Source organism: Paenibacillus sp. FSL R10-2748, from assembly GCF_038005565.1.
GTDB classification, from domain to species: domain Bacteria; phylum Bacillota; class Bacilli; order Paenibacillales; family Paenibacillaceae; genus Paenibacillus; species Paenibacillus polymyxa_B.
This window is the reverse complement of sequence record NZ_JBBOTK010000004.1, coordinates 420,935-443,523: the sequence shown is the minus strand read 5'-3', so window position 1 is coordinate 443,523 and position 22,589 is coordinate 420,935. Positions and strand designations below refer to the sequence as shown.

Here is a 22,589-nt window from a genome sequence, read left to right as displayed (position 1 = left end):
AGAAACAGCTCTCTTTTCATTCCATTCCATTAGGACATCGTTAATTAAATCGAAGGTGCAGCCGAACTCTCCGACAATATGGATGCTACGTCGGTTCCACCTTCTTTTTATTTTGCAGCAATATTATCTTCAAATACAAAAACGGATATGGCTATATCTTCCTCCACTTTAATATCTGAAAAGAGGTGCAGCAGCCGGGAATCCATGTAATCCTCCAGTTCTTTATTGAAGTGTGTGGGATATATTTTTTGAACCATTTTGGTTCGGGCTGCATGCACCATCTCTTTCCCGGATTCTTCTTGTGCTAGAAACTTTTCAGATGGGGTTAAATTTCCATACAGCATCGTGATAGCCATATTATCTACAAAGGTCGTATGTATGCGTTCCGGGCCTTTCCCAAACAGCTCTTTACGTACTTTTCGAATAATTTCGTTAAAACCTGTTTCCCTTCTCATATCGCACCGCTCTCCTAAAATCTACTAAAATCCCTATTACTATTTCCATCATAACCGATTCCTATCATATAAAACAGAGACTAGCGAAAGTGATTTTTGGAACATGATTTTATCTGCAATTATAAGCGTTCATTAATTTTGATTAACATTTCCTCTAAAATTCGCTTCTCCTCTTCGGTCAGGGCTTGAACAATTTCGTCCTCCACCTTTTGGAAAGAGTCACTAAAAGCTTCAATCAATTCAATGGCTTTTGGTAAAACATAAATATTTTTTTGCCGTTCATTATTGGCCGGGATTTTGCGCTCGATGAATCCTTTTTGCTCAAGACCTTGAAGTATGCTTGTAATGCTGGCTCCGCGCAGATGAAACCGATCGGCAAGATCCTTCTGAATTAAATCATTTTCTTGATTCTCGTAGATATATTTAATCATTTTTCCTTGTTGAGCATTTAATCCCAACTCTTTTATGCTCTCGTCCGCTCTTTTCTTTAACTTAAGACCAATAATCTGAAACAAATCCAGATAAACCGTATCCTTTTGGGTTTTCATAATCATATCTCCTCAAATTATTAGAAGTCTAATTGTCAGTAAATAAACTATATAAATCTCTAAACTGTTTGTCAAATGAAAATTAGTTTATTGACAGTTATAAAACTAATAGTTAGAATTCTAAGTGTTTAAGATTGAACACTAAGGAGGAACGACATGAAGAATGTAACTCAAAGCTCTACGGTAGAAAAAGTTACAGCGATTACGAATGTACGTATTTTCGATGGTGAAAAAGTTATTGAGCCCAGAAATGTTGTCATCCATGGGGAAACCATTATTTCGGTAGGCGGAGACCTTCCGACACATGCAACGATCATCGATGGGGAAAATGCGACATTATTGCCCGGCCTGATTGATGCGCATGTCCACACTTCAATCGGTGGGTTACGAGATGCTTTAAAATTCGGCGTCACGACAGAACTCGAAATGAACGGCAGTTTTACAGAAAGAGGGCGCAAGATCCAGTTGAAAAACGTGAATGACGTCGCCGAAGTCCGTTCTGCCGGCACAGCGATCACTGCTCCAGGTGGTCATCCAGATGAATTATTGCAGGATGAGGATGAAATTCCGGAGTTCGTATTAAAGGAATTGGAGAAGTTACCTAAGGAAGACCGGGAAGCTATGCTAGCCGCCTACGCTCACGATCACGAAGAGGTGCCCCAAGTGACGACAGTGGAAGAAGCGATCAAACATGTGCATACCCAGGTGGAGAGTGGCGCCGACTATATTAAAATCATGATTGAAGAAGGGACGGTCTTGGGTGCCCCTGGACTACCTATTTTAAGCGACGAGATTTTAAAAGCAGCCGTGGCAGAAGCCCATAAATTCGATAAAATTGTCATAGCCCACGTCTTGACGGCTGATTCTTCGCAAACCGCCATCGATATGGGAGTCGACGGATTGGGTCACTTATTTCTCGACAGGCCCGAATGCACATCCGAGTTGGTGAAATCCATAGCGGATTCAGGTGCATTTGTTATACCGTGCTTAGTATTGAACTCATCCATTCTGGGGAATCCGGCATCAGAATTGGCGAATGATCCACGTGTTTATTCCAAATTAAGTCCGGAATGGATCGATATGTTGAACTCAAGCTTCCATACTTTCCCGCAAGGCAATTTGGAGAATAGCTTTAAAAATGTGATGGATCTTCACCGTGCCGGTGTGGATATTCTGGTCGGGACGGATGTCGCCCCCGTTCCTGTTCCCAATCTTGGCGGCCTTGCTCATGGAGCCAGCGTTCATCATGAAATGCAATTGCTGGTTGAGGCCGGATTTACTCCCATAGAAGCGCTTCAGTCGGCTACTGCGAAACCGGCCCGTTGCTTTGGGCTTTACGATCGCGGCTGTATTACCGAAGGTGCGCTCGCTGACCTTATACTAGTAAACGGTGATCCGACAACCAACATCTCGGATACCTTGTCGATCAAGTCCGTATGGTTCAAAGGTGTACAACAACTATGTTAATCAGAGCCTCTCGAACAGAAACAACCATCTAATCTCATTTGTACGACTTCCATTTTTACTTTCCGAGGATAGCTTAATCTTGTTGCCAACGCAAAAACACCTCCAAAGTTTATCCTCATATCTTACGACATGGGGATTCTCTTTGAAGGTGTTTTAATTGCAAGGAACATTGTAAAAACGTACAAGCAGCGGCCCCACATAGTTTCGCTATGCACTAGTCATAAAATATAAGGCTTACTCGTAGGCACCGATGTTCACCGCGGCTCCCTGTACTCTGGGCTTCCCGTCAATATCCAGTGTTCCAATGATGGCACGGTCCGTGTTTCCGGCATCGATCGCCGGTGACGAAGACTGCAAATGGAAGTCGCTGTTCGCGGCATTCACGAATTTAGGATCGGCAAACAGAGAATGCGTATCGTTGCCGGTCCCCGATTTGTACGCGGAGAATCCCGTATACTCTTTATTTTTCCAGATCCAGTTAGCTTCCGAACTGCCGCTCGGAGCAAAGTATAAGTTATAATCCACAACATTGCCGGAATTTTTGGTGTATCCATTGGAGATCAGCATATCTGTGGAGCTAGCCACGAAAATATTGTTTTTGATCACGTTGTTTCGCGTATCGTACTGAACCAAAAGTTGGCCGCTTCCGTCGTCAAACGTATCGTTCTTGTATAGCGTATTGTTCACGATCTTGCAATTTACCGTTGAGCCGCGCTCCTCATTGTATCCCCCCATGGCAATGCCAGTCAGCCGGTTGGTATATATCACGTTGCTGCGAACCGTAATATTGCTGGTGGCTTTGCCGGCATGCTCGGAGGCCATTTCGACGCCGATGTCGTTGTTGTAACTGTAGTTCTGCTCGATAATGCTGTCCTTGCCTCCATCTACATAAATACCGCCGGCCGAGTTGTCATCGCTCTTGTAAGATGGGTTATTTTGAACAGAATTATTATACACCCGGTTGCTCTTCACCAGCCCGTTTCGCGCCTGATCGTAAGCAGTATTCGGCGCAGTTCCCTCAAAGCCGATCAGATCAATCCCGATGTTGTCATTATCGTGAATGAGGTTGTCGGTCACCGCAAAGCCGTCCACGTTGCCGTTTAAAACGAGCGATTCGCTGGAGCCCAGCACGAGATTGTACAGCTCATTACCGCTGATCGTAAGGTCGTGAATCGAAGCCGGAGCTTTCGTGCCATAAACAGCGATACCGTGAGCGTCCCGGCCCAGCCGATCTTTGCCGGTCGGGGTGACCGTGTTTTTGATGTCATGGATTTTGTTGTTGGACAAATTAATGAAGCCGCCCGAACCGTGGACATAAATACCTACGGGCACCGTGTTCTTGGAAGCAGTGGTAAAATTACGGATTTCAAACCCCTGAACGGTAACGTGATTGACATCGGCCAGTTCGATCAGCCCTTCGTTCCCGCTGACCGAAAGTCCAGTGCCGTCAATGATGGCGGTCTCCGTCCCATAGTTGGTAAACACAATGGAACCCTGCGAAGCGGAGCCAGAGCGGGTGATCTTCAGTTTCTGCTTGTACACACCGCCCCGGACGTAAACCGTGCTGCCCGCAGGAACCACGTCGGCCGCGTGCTGCAGCGTCTTCCACGGCGCGTCGCTCGTTCCTGCGTTGGAGTCGCTGCCGCTCGTGGACACATAATATTCTGTATCGGCCGCGGAGGCGGCGGGAAGCTCCACATTTCCTACCGCCAGACCAAGCCCGAAAACCATGGCTAAACCTACCAGAAACATTTGCCCGAATTTCTTCATGGTTCCCCATCTCCCTTTGCTTATTTTTTTGTAAATTATACCACAAAAATTCACCGAATCTGTTACGCCTGCAAACGGAGTACCGCCTCGACCTTCCGCGAGTCTCCAGTACCTCGAATGCCAAGAGTTGGAGAGTGAATGAAGAAGTCTAAGAGTTTTATTTTCTCAAGACAAATAAAACACAGCCTACCCTATCGGCAGACTGCGCATGTTCTTACTCCAAAAGAGCTAATCCTTTACCAGTCGATTTGAAAGCATCAACATGATAAAAGAGAATAAAATGATGACAGCTACCCAGCTCCAAGAGAGTGTCATATTTCCGACCTCGGACGCGGTGTAAATCGCTGTAGGCAGGGTTTGGGTCTGTTCAGGAATATTACCTGCAAGCATCAGCGTAGCGCCAAATTCCCCTAACCCTCGGGCAAATCCGAGAATGTATCCTGAAATGAGCGGTCGGTAGGCAAGGGGCATCGTAATGTGGCGAAACACTTGCCATTCGTTGGCACCTTGCGCACGTGCAGCCTGCTCTACCTCAGGGTCTACAGCTTCAAAACCTGCTTTAATGGTACGGTAAGCCAGTGGAAAAGCAACAACTACGGCCGCCACCACTGCAGCTCCCCATGTAAATACAATCGTCTGCTGGAACAGGCTTTCGAAGGCTGTGCCGATCCAGCTTTTCCTTCCCAGCAAGATGAGCAAAATAAAGCCGACAACAGTGGGAGGCAAAACGAGCGGAAGAAGTAGGACGGTCTCGATCACGCTGGTTCCCCTCCGCGGCGTGCAGTTCGCCATCATCCGCGCTACCACAGTAGCTAATAAAAAGACGATGATGCTGGCGACGACAGCAACTTTAACAGATACGATAACCGGAGGAAGAAAAGCTGACCAATCCAACGGAACCCCCTCCTTTATCTGTGAATTCTATTTTCCCGTCATTTCTGTAGGGGCTGAAAATCCATCTTTACTGAACACACTCATAGCTTCATCTGTCCGTAGAAAATTAAGAAACTCGCCTGCTTCCTGGCTGTGTTTGGTTGCTTTTACAATGCCTTCAGGATACAGGATGGGTGCATGCAATTCCTCAGGCACTTCCAGTGCTATGACCGTTTTATCAGATGATTTGGCATCCGTCAGATAGACGAGTCCTGCATCGGCGTTGCCTGTTTCAACATAATTTAATACCTGTCTTACGTCCTTGGCGAATACCATCTTAGGTTCCAGCTTGTCCCATAGTCCAGCCTTCGTTAACGATTCTTTGGAATACTGTCCGGCGGGAACGGTAGTAGGCTCCCCAACAGCCACTTTCAGGTAAGAAGGACCCATCAAGTCATTGAGCGTAATGCTTTTGTTATCTGTGCTTTTCGCCTTATCTTGCGGAACAACCACAACCAGTTTATTTTGAAGCAACACGTTATCCTTTTCCACCAATGAAGCATCCGTTAATGCCTTCATTTGCTTCATGCCCGCCGAAATAAATACGTCAGCGGGTGCGCCTTGTTCAATTTGTTTTTGTAATGTACCAGATGAAGCGTAGTTAAAGGTAAGTTTGATATCTGGGTGCTGTTTCTCATACTGGTCCTTGAGCGTATTCAGACTATCTTGAAGACTTGCAGCGGCAGATACGACTAGTTCTGTCTTAGGTGCGGACTGTGCCGACTGTACAGCAGCCGGAGACGAGCACCCCGCCAGAACCCATGCCAACAATCCAACGAACGTGAATATGTACCCAAATTTCTTTTTCAATTTGTTCTTCCCCTATCCTATAAATTCCAAAATGAGATGACGAAAATGTGATAGCGAAAATAAGAAAACATTGTACATCTCATAACGGGTCGAATCTATTGGGTCAACCCAAATATTTGTGATAAATCGATCTCGCCTCAGCGATGTCCTTCGTCCCATGAATTAAGACGCGTCCATCCTGAAAAAGAACGATTCGATGCGTTCCGATAACAACGGATACCAGGTATGGATTATGCTCCACCTTGCCCCCCTGACGGGATAACAAACGTGCCGCTTCATTCAGATCACGTACAGTACCCGGGGCCGGGCGGATTTGAACCGTATCTCGTCCGCACAAGACAGCCGTTTTAGCCTGATGCTCCGATTGTAAAAAAGGATACACAGGGTACTCACCACATGTTGGACAATCAGCTTTCTTCATGGCGCTGATTTGGATCGCCTGATGCTGATTGTTCCACAGATCGAAGGAAATCAGCTTACCCTGTAAGGCTGATTCGTTCCCGGTGAGCAGCTTCAATGCCTCGGCGCTTTGATAAGCCGCCACCATCTGTACAGCCGGGCTAATCACACCGACCGTATCACAGGTCGCACCGCCGAGCGGTACGGTTCCGAGCAGGCAATGCAGGCACGGTGTCTGCCCTGGCACGATGGTAAAGGTTGTCCCATAGCTGCCCACACACGCCCCGTAAATCCAAGGGATTCGATGCTTGACCGCATAATCGTTCATAAGCAGACGTGTATCGAAATTGTCGGTGGCATCTACGATGAGATCCACCCCTGCTGCGATATCGTCGATTTCATCTAGCGAGACGTCCCGGACTAGCGCACGAATGTCCACGTCCGAATTGATTTGCTGCAATCGCTTCTGCGCGGCCACTGCCTTGGGGATCTGATCACGGGCATCCGCTTCGTCATAGAGCTGTTGGCGCTGCAAATTGCTCCAATCTACATAATCGCGGTCTACCAACGTCAGCCGTCCGATGCCCGCTCGCACCAGCATGTCAGCATTGGCAGTGCCCAGTGCGCCGGCCCCCACCATCAGCACGTGCTTACTACGGATATTTTGCTGGCCTGTCGGTCCAATTTTCGAGAATAATTCCTGTCTAGAATAACGGGCATGAGACGCATGCGCATGTGCTTGTGCAGCAACTTCTATTTTCTGGATTTTGTCCATTTCTGACATCGTTGGTTTACCCTCCATACTTATCCATTGATAGCTACAAGTTGATCAGACAAGCTAAAAGCTCAGATGTCCTCGTCCTTATTCGAAAGCTTTGGGGTATTTTGAGGATTCCAGCCACCCAGCTGATGCCCCTTCCATTCTGAGCCGTCCTCCCACACTTCCTTTTTCCAAATCGGTACGATTTGCTTTAACTGTTCAATGGCATGGCGGCTGGCTTCGTAGCAAGTATCGCGGTGTGCAGCAGAGACAGCAATCACCACACTCGTCTCTCCAATTCTGACCGTGCCAAGCCGATGTGTAATCGCAGTACGTGTAGAAGGCCAACGCTCTGCAATTTCGTCACCAATCTGCTTCATCGTGTTCATGGCCATCGGGACATACGCCTCATATTCAAGCAGCACCGTTCGCTGACCTTGCGTGAATTCCCGAGTCGTACCATTAAAGGTCAGCGAGGCGCCATGAGAAGGGTCGAGCACCTTTGAGGTTACTTCATCGGCATCAATCGGGTCGTACGTAATGGCAAATAAACCACATTTTGAAACGACCGTCTCCATCCCGGGTGCTGACTGATGAAGAGCAATTGCATCTGATGGAAGCACAAGTTCATCTGGAGAAGCCAGCTTTTTATGATGGGTAAAAAAAGAACCTGGCAGTTGTGAAGTCACTTCCGGGTACAGCTCATTCAGCCTTTTTCGAATGTCTGCCATGGTCACCGTTTCATGTGAAAGTTCTACCGTGATCACATCACCAAGTTGCTCCGCCATACCTGCGAATAGCTGAATACGGTATTGCATATGATCTGCCCCCTTGCACCTATTCTATCGAATTCATCTATCTATATAATAGAATTTACCCTCCTGAAACCGGAGGAATAATCGCAATCTCATCATGTATACTCACGAGGTCCTCAGAAGCGGCGTAGACTTGATTTCTGGCAACAAAAGAACCCTGCAACTGAGCTGCCGATTCAGGGAAACACTCGGATAGCAAGTCTTTTAATGCGGCAACGGTCATCGTTTCTTGCTCAGTAGGCACCATAATTATAGGCCCTCCCATCTGTTCCGCAAGTCCGGCAAATACTTGAATATGATAGTTCATTTAACATGCCCTCCTTTTCAGTACAGTGAATGTCCACCACATATGTACCAAGAAAAACCAACATGAATGAATACCCCGAAAGGTTTTATTCCATGCTGGTTAACTATGACGGTGTACATTGTAGATTTTTATATTATATTTTAGATTCGACCAGTTCATCAATCCGTTCAGTATGCGTATACACATTCAGAGAACGACTGCGTATAAAGCCGACGGTCGTAATCCCCAGATCCTCAGCCAACTCAAGTGCAAGCTCTGTAGGAGCTGACTTGGACAAAACAACTTCACAGCCAATCTTCGCAACCTTCAACAAAATTTCAGACGAAATGCGTCCGCTGAATACTATGATTTTGTCTTGTAATACAATATCATGTTTTAAGCAATGTCCATAGATTTTATCCAGCGCATTGTGTCGGCCGATATCTATTCTGGACAGGATCATCCCGTCTTTATCGCACAACGCTGCATTATGAACACCACCGGTCTGTTGGAACGTAAGTGCCGAGCTTTGCATTAAATTCATCAAGCGGAAGCAATCGTCAAAGGACAGCGTAACATGGGTGTCATTCATTCTTTTTGCCACTTTGGCATCATTCATAAAATAAAAGCCCTGTCTACTTTTTCCGCAGCAGGAGGTAATGTACCGTTTGGAATGAAAGTTTTGATAAAACTCATTCATTCGACGGGTTTTAATATGAACAAAACCTTCTTTTTCCTGAACCCAAATATCTTCGATATCATCGTACCGTTGAATGACGCCTTCAGAGGCCAAAAAACCTACCGCCATATCCTCCACATACTCCGGTGTACAAACCATGGTAGCAAATTCCTGCTGATTGATTTTGATGGTCACCGGATGCTCCGTCACCACAGTGTCTTCAAAACGCTTGATCTGACCGTCGCGATAACGTAGAATCTCACGTTTTACCTCAGCTGGCTTTTCCATGTGCTCCACTCCCTTGTTTCTGACAGGCTGGCTCTTCGGCTCACCCGCCGATGTGTGACATTTCAATTTTAGATGTTGCTTGCTGTGTATGATTCAGCCGTTCCTCTGAATAGCGATCGGTACGTTCTCTCCAAACACGCTCAATGTAAGCTCTAATCTCGGCATCGGACTGTTCGGAACGCAGCATCGCGCGAAGCTTGTACCCTTGCGAGGCAAACAGGCACGTGTACAAGGAGCCTTCAGCAGAAATTCTCGCTCGTGTACATGTGGAGCAGAAGGCGTCCGTAACAGACGAAATAATGCCGATTTCCCCGTCTCTGTCCTGATACCTGTAGCGCGTCGCCACCTCACCTTTGTACTGGGGTGGGACAGGCTCTAACGGCATATGCTCGTGAATGGCTTCGATGATCTGCTGCTTGGAAACGACCTGATCCAATTTCCAGCCATTGGTGTTGCCTACATCCATAAACTCAACAAAACGTAAAATATGCTTTTTCTTTTGGAAATAGTCGGCCATGGGAACAATATCCTGATCGTTAAAGCCCTTTTGCACGACCATGTTTATTTTCACCTGCATCCCTGCTTGAGCCGCAGCCTCAATACCATCCAGCACCGCCTTTACACTGCTTCTGCCCCCGTTCATTTGGCGGAACCGATCATCATCGAGCGAATCCAGACTAACCGTCACTCTCTTTAGTCCCGCCTCTCGCAGTGCTACAGCATATTTAGGCAAAAATACGCCGTTTGTCGTCATTGCAATATCCTCAACCCCATCGAGTTGAGTTAACGAATGAATAAGCGAGGATAAATTTTTCCTCAGCAACGGCTCACCACCAGTAATGCGCAGCTTCGTAACACCCAGCGAGACAAAAATACGGGAAAGGCGCGTAATTTCCTCAAAGGTCAATATTTTTTCTTTTGGCAAAAACGGATAGTCATGGCCAAATATTTCTTCCGGCATACAATATCGGCACCGAAAATTACATCGGTCTATGACGGATATTCTTAAGTCCCGTAACGGACGATTCCATTGATCGTCGCTCCGGTTCGCCATCCTGTTCACCTCAATCCGTCTTCATTAATAAAACTCTTTACACTCTAAATTGGAACGGTATTTCCATTCATTTTATACTGAACCAAAAAAACCGGCATCACAACAACTTCTTCGCTTATGAATATCGAAGAATCTGCTAAATGCCGGTTAATTTATCTACATCAGGATTTTACGAATCCCACATCATGTGATATAGAAAAATCAAACTAACAAGCGCTGCGACAAATAAAATATACGCGATTCCCACGTACACTCCATTTACGATTGCTCTGAAATAGGTTACATTCCTATTGTTAGCAATCCTGGAACGTTTGTCAATGATTTTTCGATTTCTCAGACGATAATCATTATCAATTAAAAAATTAATAATGTACCGTTGAACTATCTTAAATTTTACGTTATAGTTACACGAGATGACATGCAGAAAATGACATATCTAAGTTATTCAGAAGTTATTGATATACAGACGGTGCGTACTGTTTGTTATTAATACATATTCAAATGGCGGATTGGCCTCCAGGACCTAGAGCTTGGTCACTACTCCACCATAAACACAAGTGCTGGAACACGAGCACTTGTGTTTATGGTGGAGTTTTTTTATTCCTAATTTTTAAATTTAAAATCTGAAAGGAGCCTGAACCGTGACTGATAGTGCGATCAAAATTACATTAAACGGACAGGAACTGAAAACGAAGAACAGCGCAACGATTCTTGAAGTGATTAACGAAAACAACATCGCCCATCCCCAGCTGTGTTACGTTCCCGAAGTCGATCCGATCCGTACCTGTGACACATGTATCGTGGAAGTGGACGGAAAACTTATGCGTTCCTGCTCGACACTGGCTTCCGATGGAATGAATATTCATTTACATTCGGATCGCGCGAAAGCAGCTCAAACCGAGGCTATGGACCGATTGCTGGAAAATCATCTCCTCTACTGCACAGTGTGCGATAACAACAACGGTAATTGTACTTTGCATAATACAGCAGAGCTAATGGAAATTGAACATCAAAAATATCCGTATCAACCGAAAGTTGACCCGACAGAAGTAGATATGTCTCATCCTTTCTATCGATATGACCCCAATCAATGTATTGCATGCGGCCAGTGCGTAGAGGTATGCCAAAACCTTCAGGTCAATGAAACGCTCTCCCTTGACTGGGAAGCTGAACGCCCTCGCGTCATATGGGACGACAGGGTTGCGATTAACGATTCCTCCTGCGTTAGCTGCGGTCAGTGTGTAACCGTCTGCCCATGCAATGCCTTGATGGAGAAATCCATGCTGGGAGAAGCAGGCTTCATGAGTGGCATGAACAAGGATTTATTAAATCCGATGGTGGATTTAATAAAGGAAGTGGAGCCGGGCTATAGTGGGATTTTTGCTATTTCCGAAGCCGAAGCAGCGATGCGTGAAACCCGTACGAAAAAAACGAAAACCGTCTGTACGTTTTGCGGTGTAGGTTGCAGCTTTGAAGTTTGGACCAAAGACCGCAAAATTTTGAAGGTACAACCTACCTCTGAGGGACCTGTTAACGGTATCTCGACATGCGTAAAAGGGAAATTTGGCTGGGATTTTGTGAACAGTGATCAGCGTCTGACCTCCCCTTTAATTCGTCAAGGTGACGAATTTGTGGAAGCAACCTGGGAAGAAGCCTTGAGCCTGATGGCCAGCAAAATGGGAGCTATTCAAGAAACTTACGGCGGTGAGGCACTCGGCTTTATTTCTTCGTCCAAATTTACCAATGAAGAAAACTATTTGATGCAGAAGTTGGCTCGTCAGGTCTTCCAAACGAATAACGTCGATAATTGCTCACGGTATTGCCAATCTCCTGCGTCATGGGGGCTGCAATACACCGGAGGCATCGGTGGGGACAGCGGTACGATTAAAGACATTGCCAAAGCAGGTTTGGTCATGCTGGTCGGTTGCGCGCCGGGAGAAGGACATCCAGTGCTGGCTACTCGTATCAAACGTGCGCATAAGCTGCACGGTCAAAAGTTGATCTCGGTCGACCTGCGCAAGCATGAAATGGCAGAACGCGCAGATCTGTTCATTCGTCCGAAGCAAGGTACTGATTATGTATGGTTATCCGCTGTAGCCAAATACATCATTGAGCAAAACTGGCATGATGCAAAATTCATTGAAGAGCATGTAAACTTCTATCCTGAATATTTGAAGTTGCTAGAGCGTTTCACCCTGGAATTTGCCGAACAGGAAACTGGTATTTCCAAAGAGACACTGATTGAGGTAGCGACTTTGATTCACGAAGCCGACGGCACTGCCATTTGTTGGGGCATGGGTGTGACGCAAAACATCGCAGGCTCTTACACTTCGATTGCAATTGCCAACCTGCTGCTGGTGACTGGAAACTTTATGCGTCCGGGTGCAGGCGCATATCCGCTTCGCGGACATAACAATGTTCAGGGTGCTGCCGATATGGGTACGATGCCGGATATTTTCCCGGGCTATCAGCCCGTGACGAACGATGTCATTCGTGCCAAGTTTGAAGCGGCCTACGGCGTACAAATTCCAGGTCAACGCGGACTGGACAACATTCAGATGCTGGAAGCCATTGAAACAGGTAAGCTCAAAGCGATGTATATCGCTGGAGAAGAGATGGCATGGGTGGATGCCGACTCCAACCATACCCAAGAAATGCTGGCGAACTTGGATTTCCTTGTCGTTCAGGATGTATTTCTGAGCAAGACAGCTGAATTCGCTGACGTTATTTTGCCAGCCGTACCTTCACTCGAAAAAGACGGAACCTTTACGAACACCGAACGTCGTGTTCAGCGTCTATATGAAGCACTCCGCCCTCTAGGAGACAGCAAACCAGATTGGTGGATTTTCAGCCAATTTGCCAAGCATATGGGATTTGATTGGGATTACAGCCATCCAAGTGAAATTTTTGAGGAAATGGCGTCGCTCACTCCATTTTTCTCCCAATGTAATTATGACGTTTTGGAAGGCTGGAATAGCTTCCACTGGGGATCGCCGGATGGTAGCAATACACCGTTGCTGCACAGCAACGGCTTTAACTTTCCGGATAAAAAAGCTCGATTGGGACTTTTCGAATATGTACCACCGAAAGAGTACCCCGTTGAATTCGATTTGACCTTAAATAATGGTCGACTGCTCGAACAGTTTCATGAAGGAAATATGACGACCAAATCAGCGGGTATTCAGCTCAAACTTCCAAAAGTATTTGTGGAAGTGTCACCTGAATTGGCTGAGGAGCGCGGAATCACTAATGGATCGCTGGTTCGATTGGAATCCCCTTATGGTGCGGTCAAGCTACGCGTTCTGGTTACAGACCGCGTGCAGGGAACTGAAATTTATGTGCCAATGCACTCTACCAGCCATGATGGTGCGGTCAATCTGTTAACTGGTGGAGCGTTCGATGTGGTCACCCGTACACCGGCCTATAAACAAGCCAAAGTACGGATGCAAATTTTGGAGGTAGACGGTCAAAATCCACTACCACGTATCAATCCGCGTTACAAAAAACGTCATCCGCAAAATGGGGTTGAAGTGGACCGTAAGTGGAACCGTCCCGGTTACGTCGATTTGGTGGATCAAAAATAAGGAGGTCAAACCGTGGCTAAGCCTATTTCAATTGTGAGAAAACGCGTTCTGACAGAAGAAGAACGGCAAAAACAATCGCTGGATCAGCTTACTGCTGATCTGGCGGACAATGGGGCGGCATTGCAGAAGACGCTTGAAATCGTACGCGAGCTGCACGACAGTGGTCTTCTCGAAGCAGCTCAGTCTATGCTAAAAGCCAAAGAAAGCATCGCCAAAATCGCTGTAGGACAAGCGACGCGTAAGCCTGTGGCGAACATCATCAATAATCTCATGGGAGCAGCAGGGATGCTGTCTGAGGTAGACCCCGAGCTGATGAAAAAGCTGACAAATAGCGTTACCAATGGCCTGAACGAAGCCGAAGAACATCTAAAGCAGAATAAAAAGACTCGTCTGCGCGATCTTATGAAGGCAATGAATGATCCAGATGTAAACCGGGCAATGGGATTTGGCATTCATTTTCTCAAAGGAGTGGGAAAAAGTTTGTCTGATAAATAACTCATAGAGCGTGAAGTTGGAAGACTAGTAACAACAGACAATAAAAAGAGCTGGCTCCGAAAACGGGGGCAGCTCTTTTTATTTATTTTTTATCCACCTGCAATAGCGTCACCGTTTTAAGAGAAACGGCATCTTTTATTTGCTCCTCTGCGATGACCTTGAGCTTAAGCAAACTGGCAATCTTCGACGTATCCGGCTTGGAAAACAAGCGCCATAGCTGCGGATCAGGCAGTGAATCATACAGCTTTGTATGATCGTATTCCTTGCGGTGCTGCTGTATAATCTTGACTCGGTAGTTGCCAATTTCCCAATCTGATACTTCCTGCTGTGCACAATGAGCGGTAATGTCATTACGCAAATCAGTCAGTTCACCTTCAATTTCTTTTTGCTTTTGCTTTAACTGGTAGTAGCGACGCACCTTGTTTTCCAATCCCATCACGCTCCTCTGCTTACATATGTATGTTTGCAGAAGCGTTTTAGGACAAGTTTTGTAATGTTAGGATTGAAGGTATAACTGCAAAAGCATTTCCCGGGTAATGGAAAGGTCCATAAGTTGAGAGCATCATCATCCAAACTTTATTTAGGCACATTCACACCTGGATTTACAGGCCCTGTTCCTTGGGATTTCCCCTTACGCTTCATATAATTGGCCCAGTATGCCGTCAAAATAGGTACCAAAATCGAGGTCACAATGACCGAAGCGGCAACTAATGCCGTTGCAGATTGCGCAACAGGCAGAAACTCAGGCTTGATATTGGCGACAATGACTGGATTGGCTACTGCTGCTCCTGCTGTACTAGAGGCTGCAATTCCTGCTGTACCGTTGCCACCACCGATATATTTGTCCGCCAAAATCAGTGGAATACCTGTAATGATAATGACAAAAACACCCAATAAAATACCAAGCATACCTGTCTGGACAATGACACTCAGGTCAATGGAACAACCAAGTGCAAAACCGAAAAATGGAATCAAAGCTTGCGTTGCGTTCCCAAAATATTTTCGGAAATCATGATCCAGATTGCCCAACATAAAGCCGACCAAAAATGGTAATACCGCCCCCACAAATGTCTGCGGTTCAAAAACGGCCAGCCCGGTGCTACCCAAAATAATCATGGTCACCAACGGACCCGATTCCAGTGACATCAGTACAAATGCTCCTGCCTCTTCCTTGGAGCCATACTGCTGCATAATGGAGGCGTATAACCCGCCGTTCGTCATATCCATAGCCGAGATCAGCGCCAGCACTGACAAACCTGCAAATAGTCCACTTTCTACACCACCAACAGGCAGCAATCTGGATGCAATGATCGCCACTACCCACGCAACCGCGATTTTAGTCAATACGAGCGTTCCTGATTTACGCAATACAGTACCCGTCGCTCGCACATCTATAGAAGCACCCATACAAAAAAACCACACTGCTAAAATGGGTACCGTACCTGTCATCAGCCCCTTGGTAAAAGATCCAAAATAGTCGCCTGCCCATGGAGTAAATGTATGAAAAAGTGCGCCAATAAACAGCGGCACCAGCATAATGCCCCCTGGAATTTTATCAATGTTTTGTTTGATTTTCATTACTTCGTTCAATCCTTTCGTTTTTGCCAATGCAAAAACAAGGCCGTATTACTTGCGGCTCAAGCCGAGCTCGGGAATCAGTCTTGCGAAGGTATCATGACTCTCCTTCAGTTGCTGCGCGAATGCCTCTGCATCCTGGACACGCAATCCCAACCCATGCTTACGCATTTCCTCCCTGAATTCCTCGTCTTTCGTCCCCTTGATCAGTGCATCCGTCAGCGTTTGAGCAACTTCATCCGGTGTATCCTTGGGTACAGCCAACCCTCTCCAAGTGCCGATAAAATGTACACGCAGCCCAGTGGCTTGCTGTAGTGTCGGCACTTTTGGAAACGCTTCCGAAATAGTGTCTGCCTGGATCGCCAGTATGCGAAGTTTCCCTTCGTCCACGTATTTCTTCACTTCTGCGGGACTGACGGGTACAGCATCCACGAATCCGCTCATCAAAGCGGAGACGGCTGGGCCTGCTCCCTCATAAGGGATATGGGTAAAGCGGACTCCGCTTTTCTGCTCCAGCATTGCGGCAGCAAGGTGCCATATGCTCCCCGTGCCTGCATTCCCCATTTTGAGCTTGCCGGGATGGGCCCCAGCATCCTCCAGAAATGCCTCCGCTGTCTTCCATGGTGCATCCGCCCGGACCGTAATGGCGGAAGGGTCCATATTGGTTTGAAGCAGCGGCTTAAATCGCTCATAGGTGAGCGGTAGCAGTCCCAAATGAGGCAACGTAGTCAGCTCAGCGACCAGATACGTTACGGTATAACCGTCCGCCTGCGCCTCAGCCCCTTCCATCAGCCCGACAGAACCGCCTCCTCCCGTTCGATTAACGACGATTATCGGCTGACCGAGATGCTTTTCGGCGGCTTTCGCCAACGCTCTCGCGGTAATATCTGTACCGCCTCCAGCCGCATAAGGAACGACGAGTGTTATTGGCTTCGTAGGAAATATACGGCTGTGATCCTGCAGGGTGCGGTGATCCACATATTCACTGATACTCAAGGCAGAAAGCATAGCTACTCCCGCCGCAACCAGCACATATTTTTGCCATGGCTTTTTCTTCATTATGTTTCCTCTTCTCCAAAAATGAACTGGGCCCGTCATGCGCCCGTTTTCACCTCCAACGTTTTCGGTCTTGTTGTTTGCGTTTACATGAAGTCAATGTACCGCAACGTGGAGGGCTACAGCTATCGCTTAATCTTCGTATTTATCTTCTATTTCGCCAAAGTATCGGCCTTTTGACCGATCTGCATATTCATTGGAAGATTTGCTGATTTGTCTGAATTTCCCTGGGGTCACTTGTTTGTGCTTGCGGAATACCCGAATAAAGCTGTTCTCATTTCGGTATCCGACCTGTTCTGCAATTTCACCGATTTTCAAATGGGTTTCACATAGTAATGTGCATGCCTTTTTTACGCGTAATCCAGTCAAATAATCGTAAACGGTGGTCCCCGTTTCTTCCTTGAACATGCTGCTCACCGAGGACACGCTCATGTGAACATGATCCGCAATTTCCTGAAGCCCGATGTTCAAATGCAAATGATGTTCCATATATTCGATCATCTCTTGTACACGCACAAAATCTTTGGACTGAATGCGACCGTGCCATTTTTCTTCGATATCAGTCAACATAATGACCAGCAATACCTCAATGTCTTGAAGGTCTAGTGTCAGAATCTGATTCCAGTGGTAATCAGCAAGCTGATCCGGCGGCGTCACACTCTGAGTGGTACACCATTTTAGCAAATCTTCCAGCAATTCATGAACAAACAAGTAGACCTGGGCTGGGGATGTTCTGTGGAGTCGAAGTTCTTCTACCCAGTGGCTGATTAACTTTACACTTGCACCAGGTTCCTGTGACTCCAGGGCACGAATCATTTCCACACGCCGATTGTCCAGCAATGTTGAATCCTGAATCTGCTCCTTTGACTGTTCATCCACTGTGTTATCCTTTTTCACACTTATGCTGCTGTCTATATTCGTATATGAACGTCCATACCCCTCATACAAACGCAAATTAAGGGCCTCTTTTCCTTTTATAAAAGACGCCCGTGCCTCTTGAATATCCGTGACCATATGACCAATCCCTATAGAAATAGTCAAAGGAAGATACTCACCGACAACCTGAATCAGCCTATCCACACTTTTCTGAAGCAAAATGCTCTCTTGGAGGTCAGTCTCTGTACCAACTTCATTCGAACTCTCACTGAACTGTAACAGCACAGTAAAACCACTTTCCTCCTCCGGCGAGCATACTGCTTTCCAGTGAGGTTCGAGCATCTCTAGCAAAATATTGTTCAGCGCATACTTGAGCAGCATTTTATCTTCTTCTGGAAAGCTTGCAGCCCACGCAGAATACCGGTCGATGGACACGATCATGACAAACAAAGAATGGCCGTCCCAATCGGAAAAATACTGTTCCCATTTCATACGCATTTCCTGTATGCCCATTCTACGCTGGATGACATCTTCCATATATTTGGAACGCAGCTCCGGCAGGCTTCGCTCTACCACCAATGATTTGCGGTGAAACTCTCCAACCAGTTTGCTAATCACAGGTTCCAGGTCATACAATCCTCCTTGGCGCGTTCCCTTATTGCCCGAATTTAATAGGCTATTAATTTTTTTCATGGGGCGAAAAGCTGCATAATTGTAATAGTAAACTGCTGAGCACCCAGCCAGTATGGAGATAAAGGCAAGCCACAGCATCATATTGCGCGCCAGCTTTACATTTTTCAGCAGCTTGTCCATCGGAACGAGCGATACTAGACGCCAGCCCGTTACATCTGAAAAGGTTTGGTTCGCCATATATTCCATGTCCCCTATCTCCACATAAGCATAGGGGCTCACATCCAGTTCTTTCAAAATCCTGCCCATATCATTTAAGGGTAAGGACGATCTCAGCTTGGGATAGATTAACTCGCCCTCCAGATCATACACGTATTGTGAGTTGGATAAATGAATATAGAGTTTGGAGAAAAAACGGTCATAATCCAGATTGATTAGCACCGCACCCATGACCTGACCATCCTCTACTATGGGCCTGGCCAGCGAAAGCAGCTCTACTGTCCCCTGCTCACGATCGGTGCCGTACCATCGCCGCTTAATCAACAACGGCTTTTTTTGAATGTCCTGAATCCAGGGAACCCATGTGGTATCCGGTGCCTGCTTCCAATCAGGCCTGTAACCATAATTGCTGGATACGAGAGCATGATTGTCCAAAGAAATAACTTCAACCGAATAAATTTCTTCGTGCGAAGAAAGGGTTTTCAAGTATTTGTGAAGCCGATCTATGACGGAGACGTTGTCTTCCAGCGATTTCCCGTCCGTTTGGACACGTACAAAAGCCTCTACATCCGGATGATAGGCTGCGTCCAGCGCCTTGTTATCAGACTCACGAAAAGCCCGATTGGTCACATCCAGATTGATTTGCAATAATTCTATATTGGGTGTGTTCAGCTCGGTATCCAAACCTTCACGGTATCCTGAATACGATAGCAAGCCGATCACGCTAATCACAAGCGACACGCACAGAGTAAGCAGTAGAATCAATCTTGTCTGTTTATTTTTCAGTATCAATCGAAGCTTAAGTCGCAGCATTCCCGTAACTTCATCCTTCCGGACTTCGTTGTCCATCTTCCTCTGACCCATATAATGGTGACATATTCTCCCTATTACTATTTGACGCAAGAGTCGGAATTCCCTGCCTATGTAATTCAAACTTAATATAAGGAACAACATTCATATAAAAAAGAAGAGGTCTCCCTGTACAAGGTAGAACTTCTTCTTTGGCACTGCTTGTATTCATTATTCAGCAAAAACAGATACTTGCTTCACAGGTTTTAGCTTGTCTTTTCCACCTGAAAACGATCTAGCTCCCGCTGCATTTCCTCGCGAATCTGACGAAGCTCTTTTACCTTCTCAGCCGATTCCTCAAATGAACGCTTCTGCTCTACCGTGGAAGCCGTAATCTCTTCACTGCCTGCGGCGGATTGCTGAGTGATTGCGCTGATATTTTCGATAGCTTGCTGTACCTGTACGCTCAGTTCTCGCGATACATTCATGTCCGTTGATAACTTGCTGACTTGGCCGGCAATTTGCTGCACTTTGCCACTAATCTCTGTAAACGATTCTCCGGTTGAGGAGGTTGCCTTCTCCTGCTCACGGAACAGCTCCTGACTTTGCGCCACAGAAGTCTTCACCTTATCCATAGCCTGCGTGATACTGTCAACAGCAGTATAAATTTTCTTTACAGCAGACTCTGATTGATTCGCCAGCTTTTTCACTTCATTGGCAACAACAGCAAAACCTTTTCCTGCTTCACCTGCACGTGCAGCTTCAATAGAAGCATTCAAGGACAACAGCGATGTTTGGCTGGCAATTTCGGATACGTATCCAGTCATGGTTGTAATCTCGGCTGCATTAGCCTCCAGCTCCTTGACCGTCTGCTCCACTTCGGACATGGCTGAACGATTTTCTGCAACAATACGCAGTTGATCGCTCATGACCCGCGTACCCTGCTCAATGACACGCAAAGCATCCTCACTATACGCGGTCGATTGTGTGGTTTCCAGTAGATTCGATTCAAACTTCTGCTGCATCTCGTCCACAACGCCAACTGTCGACGACAGATCCTCAGCAATTTTCTGACTGCCTATTGCCAGTTCCTCTGTTGACGTGCTGACTTGTGTCACAATTTCCTTCATGGCCTCATTATGCTGATCAATATCCCGAGCCATCAGATCGACACGATTACCCGCCTGATCAATGGAGAGTACAATGCTGCGCAAGTTCCCGATCATCACCCGGAAAGATTCATTGAGCTCGTCCAGCTCATCGCGTCCCTTGGTTTGGGCAAGCTGCACTGTCAGATTTCCCTCAGCAATTTGCTTTGCGGCATCCGTTAATTTGCGTGTTCTAAGGGCAAGCTGCCTGGATGTATATGTATTATATAGCCCAACCGCCACCAGAAGTATAACTGCACCTGCCAAGGCCAATTGCCATGTAAAACGAATGCTCTTGGTCAAATCTTCTGTGTATTGGTCATAACGTGCCTTGGTCAGCAGATCCAGCATAAATACATCGTTCTGAATCCCTTGGGCACGCATGGCCTCCCGCTTGGACTCCGGGCTGTTTTGGGTACTCATGGCTTTCTCCGTTGCTACTTTCAATTGGCTGAATTTTGTTTTAATCGTATTCAGTCGCTTTTGCTGCGCTTCGGTTTGCAACATGCCCTGTGAAAGCAAAGCAATCGTCTTTTCAGACTGAGTCAGTTGATTTTGCACATCGGCTTTGTTGCTCTCCGTCATGGAAGCTGAATAATTTTGCAGTGCCTGCCCTGACTGAATCAAATAGGCATTGAGCTGCTGTACATTCAACATAGCCGGAACCAGATTACTACTTTGCGAGTTAATACGAATTAATTCAAAAATGATATAAGCCACTAAAGCCAGGCAAGCGATCAAGGAAATCATCGCGTTCAGCACCAGTTTACCTTGCAGTTTCATCAGCTTTCATCCTCCGTTTGCGAAAATTTATTGGGTGGGAACAGTCAGTGTGCCGGATTTGATTTTTTCCTTTAAATCATCCAACAACTTTTGCTGATCCGGACTCAGTGTCACGACACGAATAGGCGCTAAACCTACACCATCTTCCGCAAGACCAAACACCATATCCTTCTCCGTAAATTTTCTTTGATGATCTGCAAAGCCTTTGACTGCTGTATAAATTGCAATGTCTACATTTTTAAACATCGAGGTCACTACCGCTTTTTCCGCAATAAAAAACTGGTCGCTATCGACCCCGATGGCGAATTTATGCTGCTTTTGCGCTTCCTGCAGCGCACCTACACCCGTAAGACCTGCGGCTGCAAAGATGACATCAATCTGATCCTGATTAATCATGTCATCTGCAATTTCCGTACCCAGTTCCGGCTTTCCAAAATCTCCTGCATACGTTGCAGTAACTTTGGCATTAGGCTTGACTGATTGCACCCCTGCGCGATACCCAATTTCAAATTTTTTCAACAAAGGAGATTCCGCACCTCCGAGAAAACCTACCTGTTCGGTTCGACTCGTCAAACCCGCAACGACTCCAGCCATAAAACTGCCCTCTTCTGCTTTGAAGCTAATAGAGGCCACATTCGGTAAATCTGATTTCTCATCCACGATTAAAAATTTACGGTCTGGATATTTTTTAGCAATGGATTCCAAGCTGTCCTTCACCATGTAACCCAGCCCAATGATTAAATCAGCTTTTTCTTGAGCAAGCTGTTCAAAAGCCGCATCATACGTCTTGGTCTCCGTTATTTCTCGGTATTCAAAAACAATTTTCCCCTCATCCCGTGCTTTGACCAAACCTCGAAAAGCAGCGTCGCTGTAAGATTGGTCACCCAGACCAATATCTGACAGTACGATTCCCACCTTAATGGGCTGAGCCTTGGTTTGTGCTGCCGATTGCCCACATGCACTTAGCAATAATGCAAAGATTGTGACAATGGGAATCCACCTAAAATTTAATAATTCAGCTCGCTTTTTCATGACATATCACCTCAGCATAATTTGGAAATCCCCAACATCTTTATATCGGTTATAAAAGCATATTTTTTCATAAGAGTTTCTGTAAATTCATTGTAAATAGAACATGATAAATAAGATTATTTTTTCTCTATATGTAAA

Annotated in this window: 19 protein-coding genes; 3 read left to right on the top strand and 16 right to left on the bottom strand. The window is 46.3% G+C overall.

What is annotated here, in order from left to right:
• Positions 1–107 precede the first annotated feature (107 nt).
• A complete protein-coding gene (locus tag NSS66_RS15000; protein WP_025718210.1) occupies positions 108–455 on the bottom strand; it encodes a DUF2294 domain-containing protein in 348 nt (115 codons plus the stop codon).
• A 119-nt stretch (positions 456–574) separates the two neighbouring features.
• Entirely contained in the window at positions 575–1,003 is a 429-nt protein-coding gene (locus NSS66_RS14995; RefSeq protein WP_023989562.1) for a MarR family winged helix-turn-helix transcriptional regulator, read from the bottom strand.
• Positions 1,004–1,159: 156 nt separating this feature from the next.
• Here NSS66_RS14995 and NSS66_RS14990 point away from each other — a divergent pair, with 156 nt between their 5' ends.
• Positions 1,160–2,470 carry an amidohydrolase family protein gene (locus tag NSS66_RS14990; protein ID WP_340959280.1) on the top strand — a complete coding sequence of 437 codons (1,311 nt, stop codon included), beginning with the start codon at positions 1,160–1,162 and terminating at the stop codon, positions 2,468–2,470.
• 234 nt (positions 2,471–2,704) lie between these two features.
• On the opposite strand, the gene NSS66_RS14985 is transcribed toward NSS66_RS14990, so the two are convergent.
• From NSS66_RS14985 to moaA, 8 genes are all read right to left on the bottom strand, one after another.
• The gene (locus NSS66_RS14985) at positions 2,705–4,240 is read right to left on the bottom strand and encodes a choice-of-anchor Q domain-containing protein (protein ID WP_340959279.1); all 1,536 of its coding nucleotides are present in this window, start codon (positions 4,238–4,240) and stop codon (positions 2,705–2,707) included.
• Between the two features lie 228 nt (positions 4,241–4,468).
• Positions 4,469–5,134: a molybdate ABC transporter permease subunit gene (gene modB, locus NSS66_RS14980; protein ID WP_028542525.1), complete on the bottom strand. Its 666-nt coding sequence runs from the start codon at positions 5,132–5,134 to the stop codon at positions 4,469–4,471.
• 27 nt (positions 5,135–5,161) lie between these two features.
• Positions 5,162–5,983 carry a molybdate ABC transporter substrate-binding protein gene (gene modA / locus NSS66_RS14975; protein WP_069080357.1) on the bottom strand — a complete coding sequence of 274 codons (822 nt, stop codon included), beginning with the start codon at positions 5,981–5,983 and terminating at the stop codon, positions 5,162–5,164.
• 103 nt (positions 5,984–6,086) lie between these two features.
• Positions 6,087–7,166 carry a thiazole biosynthesis adenylyltransferase ThiF gene (locus tag NSS66_RS14970; RefSeq protein WP_023989566.1) on the bottom strand — a complete coding sequence of 360 codons (1,080 nt, stop codon included), beginning with the start codon at positions 7,164–7,166 and terminating at the stop codon, positions 6,087–6,089.
• Positions 7,167–7,228: 62 nt separating this feature from the next.
• Positions 7,229–7,960 (bottom strand): molybdenum cofactor biosynthesis protein MoaE, encoded by a 732-nt coding sequence (locus NSS66_RS14965; RefSeq protein ID WP_075154520.1) that lies wholly within the window; start codon positions 7,958–7,960, stop codon positions 7,229–7,231.
• Positions 7,961–8,015: 55 nt separating this feature from the next.
• On the bottom strand, positions 8,016–8,264 hold the full coding sequence (locus NSS66_RS14960) for a MoaD/ThiS family protein (RefSeq protein WP_340959278.1): 249 nt from the start codon (positions 8,262–8,264) through the stop codon (positions 8,016–8,018).
• A gap of 133 nt (positions 8,265–8,397) precedes the next feature.
• Entirely contained in the window at positions 8,398–9,210 is an 813-nt protein-coding gene (gene fdhD / locus NSS66_RS14955) for a formate dehydrogenase accessory sulfurtransferase FdhD (RefSeq protein WP_023989569.1), read from the bottom strand.
• Positions 9,211–9,250: 40 nt separating this feature from the next.
• On the bottom strand, positions 9,251–10,264 hold the full coding sequence (moaA, locus tag NSS66_RS14950; protein ID WP_071558446.1) for a GTP 3',8-cyclase MoaA: 1,014 nt from the start codon (positions 10,262–10,264) through the stop codon (positions 9,251–9,253).
• 641 nt (positions 10,265–10,905) lie between these two features.
• On the opposite strand from moaA, the gene fdhF reads away from it, so the two are divergent.
• Both fdhF and NSS66_RS14940 read left to right on the top strand, forming a co-directional pair.
• Complete coding sequence (gene fdhF / locus NSS66_RS14945; RefSeq protein WP_069080354.1) at positions 10,906–13,848, top strand: formate dehydrogenase subunit alpha; 2,943 nt, start codon at positions 10,906–10,908, stop codon at positions 13,846–13,848.
• 12 nt (positions 13,849–13,860) lie between these two features.
• Positions 13,861–14,343: a DUF1641 domain-containing protein gene (locus tag NSS66_RS14940; RefSeq protein WP_340959277.1), complete on the top strand. Its 483-nt coding sequence runs from the start codon at positions 13,861–13,863 to the stop codon at positions 14,341–14,343.
• An 82-nt stretch (positions 14,344–14,425) separates the two neighbouring features.
• Here the strand turns inward: NSS66_RS14940 and NSS66_RS14935 are convergent, their stop codons facing one another.
• The 6 genes from NSS66_RS14935 to NSS66_RS14910 all read right to left on the bottom strand — a co-directional run bounded on the left by NSS66_RS14935 (position 14,426) and on the right by NSS66_RS14910 (position 22,451).
• On the bottom strand, positions 14,426–14,779 hold the full coding sequence (locus tag NSS66_RS14935; RefSeq protein WP_013311244.1) for a hypothetical protein: 354 nt from the start codon (positions 14,777–14,779) through the stop codon (positions 14,426–14,428).
• 140 nt (positions 14,780–14,919) lie between these two features.
• Positions 14,920–15,921 carry a 2-keto-3-deoxygluconate transporter gene (gene kdgT, locus NSS66_RS14930; protein ID WP_340959276.1) on the bottom strand — a complete coding sequence of 334 codons (1,002 nt, stop codon included), beginning with the start codon at positions 15,919–15,921 and terminating at the stop codon, positions 14,920–14,922.
• 48 nt (positions 15,922–15,969) lie between these two features.
• Entirely contained in the window at positions 15,970–16,977 is a 1,008-nt protein-coding gene (locus NSS66_RS14925; RefSeq protein ID WP_023989574.1) for a tripartite tricarboxylate transporter substrate binding protein, read from the bottom strand.
• Positions 16,978–17,106: 129 nt separating this feature from the next.
• Positions 17,107–19,548 carry an AraC family transcriptional regulator gene (locus NSS66_RS14920; RefSeq protein ID WP_340959275.1) on the bottom strand — a complete coding sequence of 814 codons (2,442 nt, stop codon included), beginning with the start codon at positions 19,546–19,548 and terminating at the stop codon, positions 17,107–17,109.
• Positions 19,549–19,754: 206 nt separating this feature from the next.
• Entirely contained in the window at positions 19,755–21,419 is a 1,665-nt protein-coding gene (locus NSS66_RS14915) for a methyl-accepting chemotaxis protein (protein ID WP_028542534.1), read from the bottom strand.
• A 27-nt stretch (positions 21,420–21,446) separates the two neighbouring features.
• Positions 21,447–22,451 (bottom strand): BMP family lipoprotein, encoded by a 1,005-nt coding sequence (locus NSS66_RS14910; RefSeq protein ID WP_069080350.1) that lies wholly within the window; start codon positions 22,449–22,451, stop codon positions 21,447–21,449.
• Positions 22,452–22,589 lie beyond the last annotated feature (138 nt).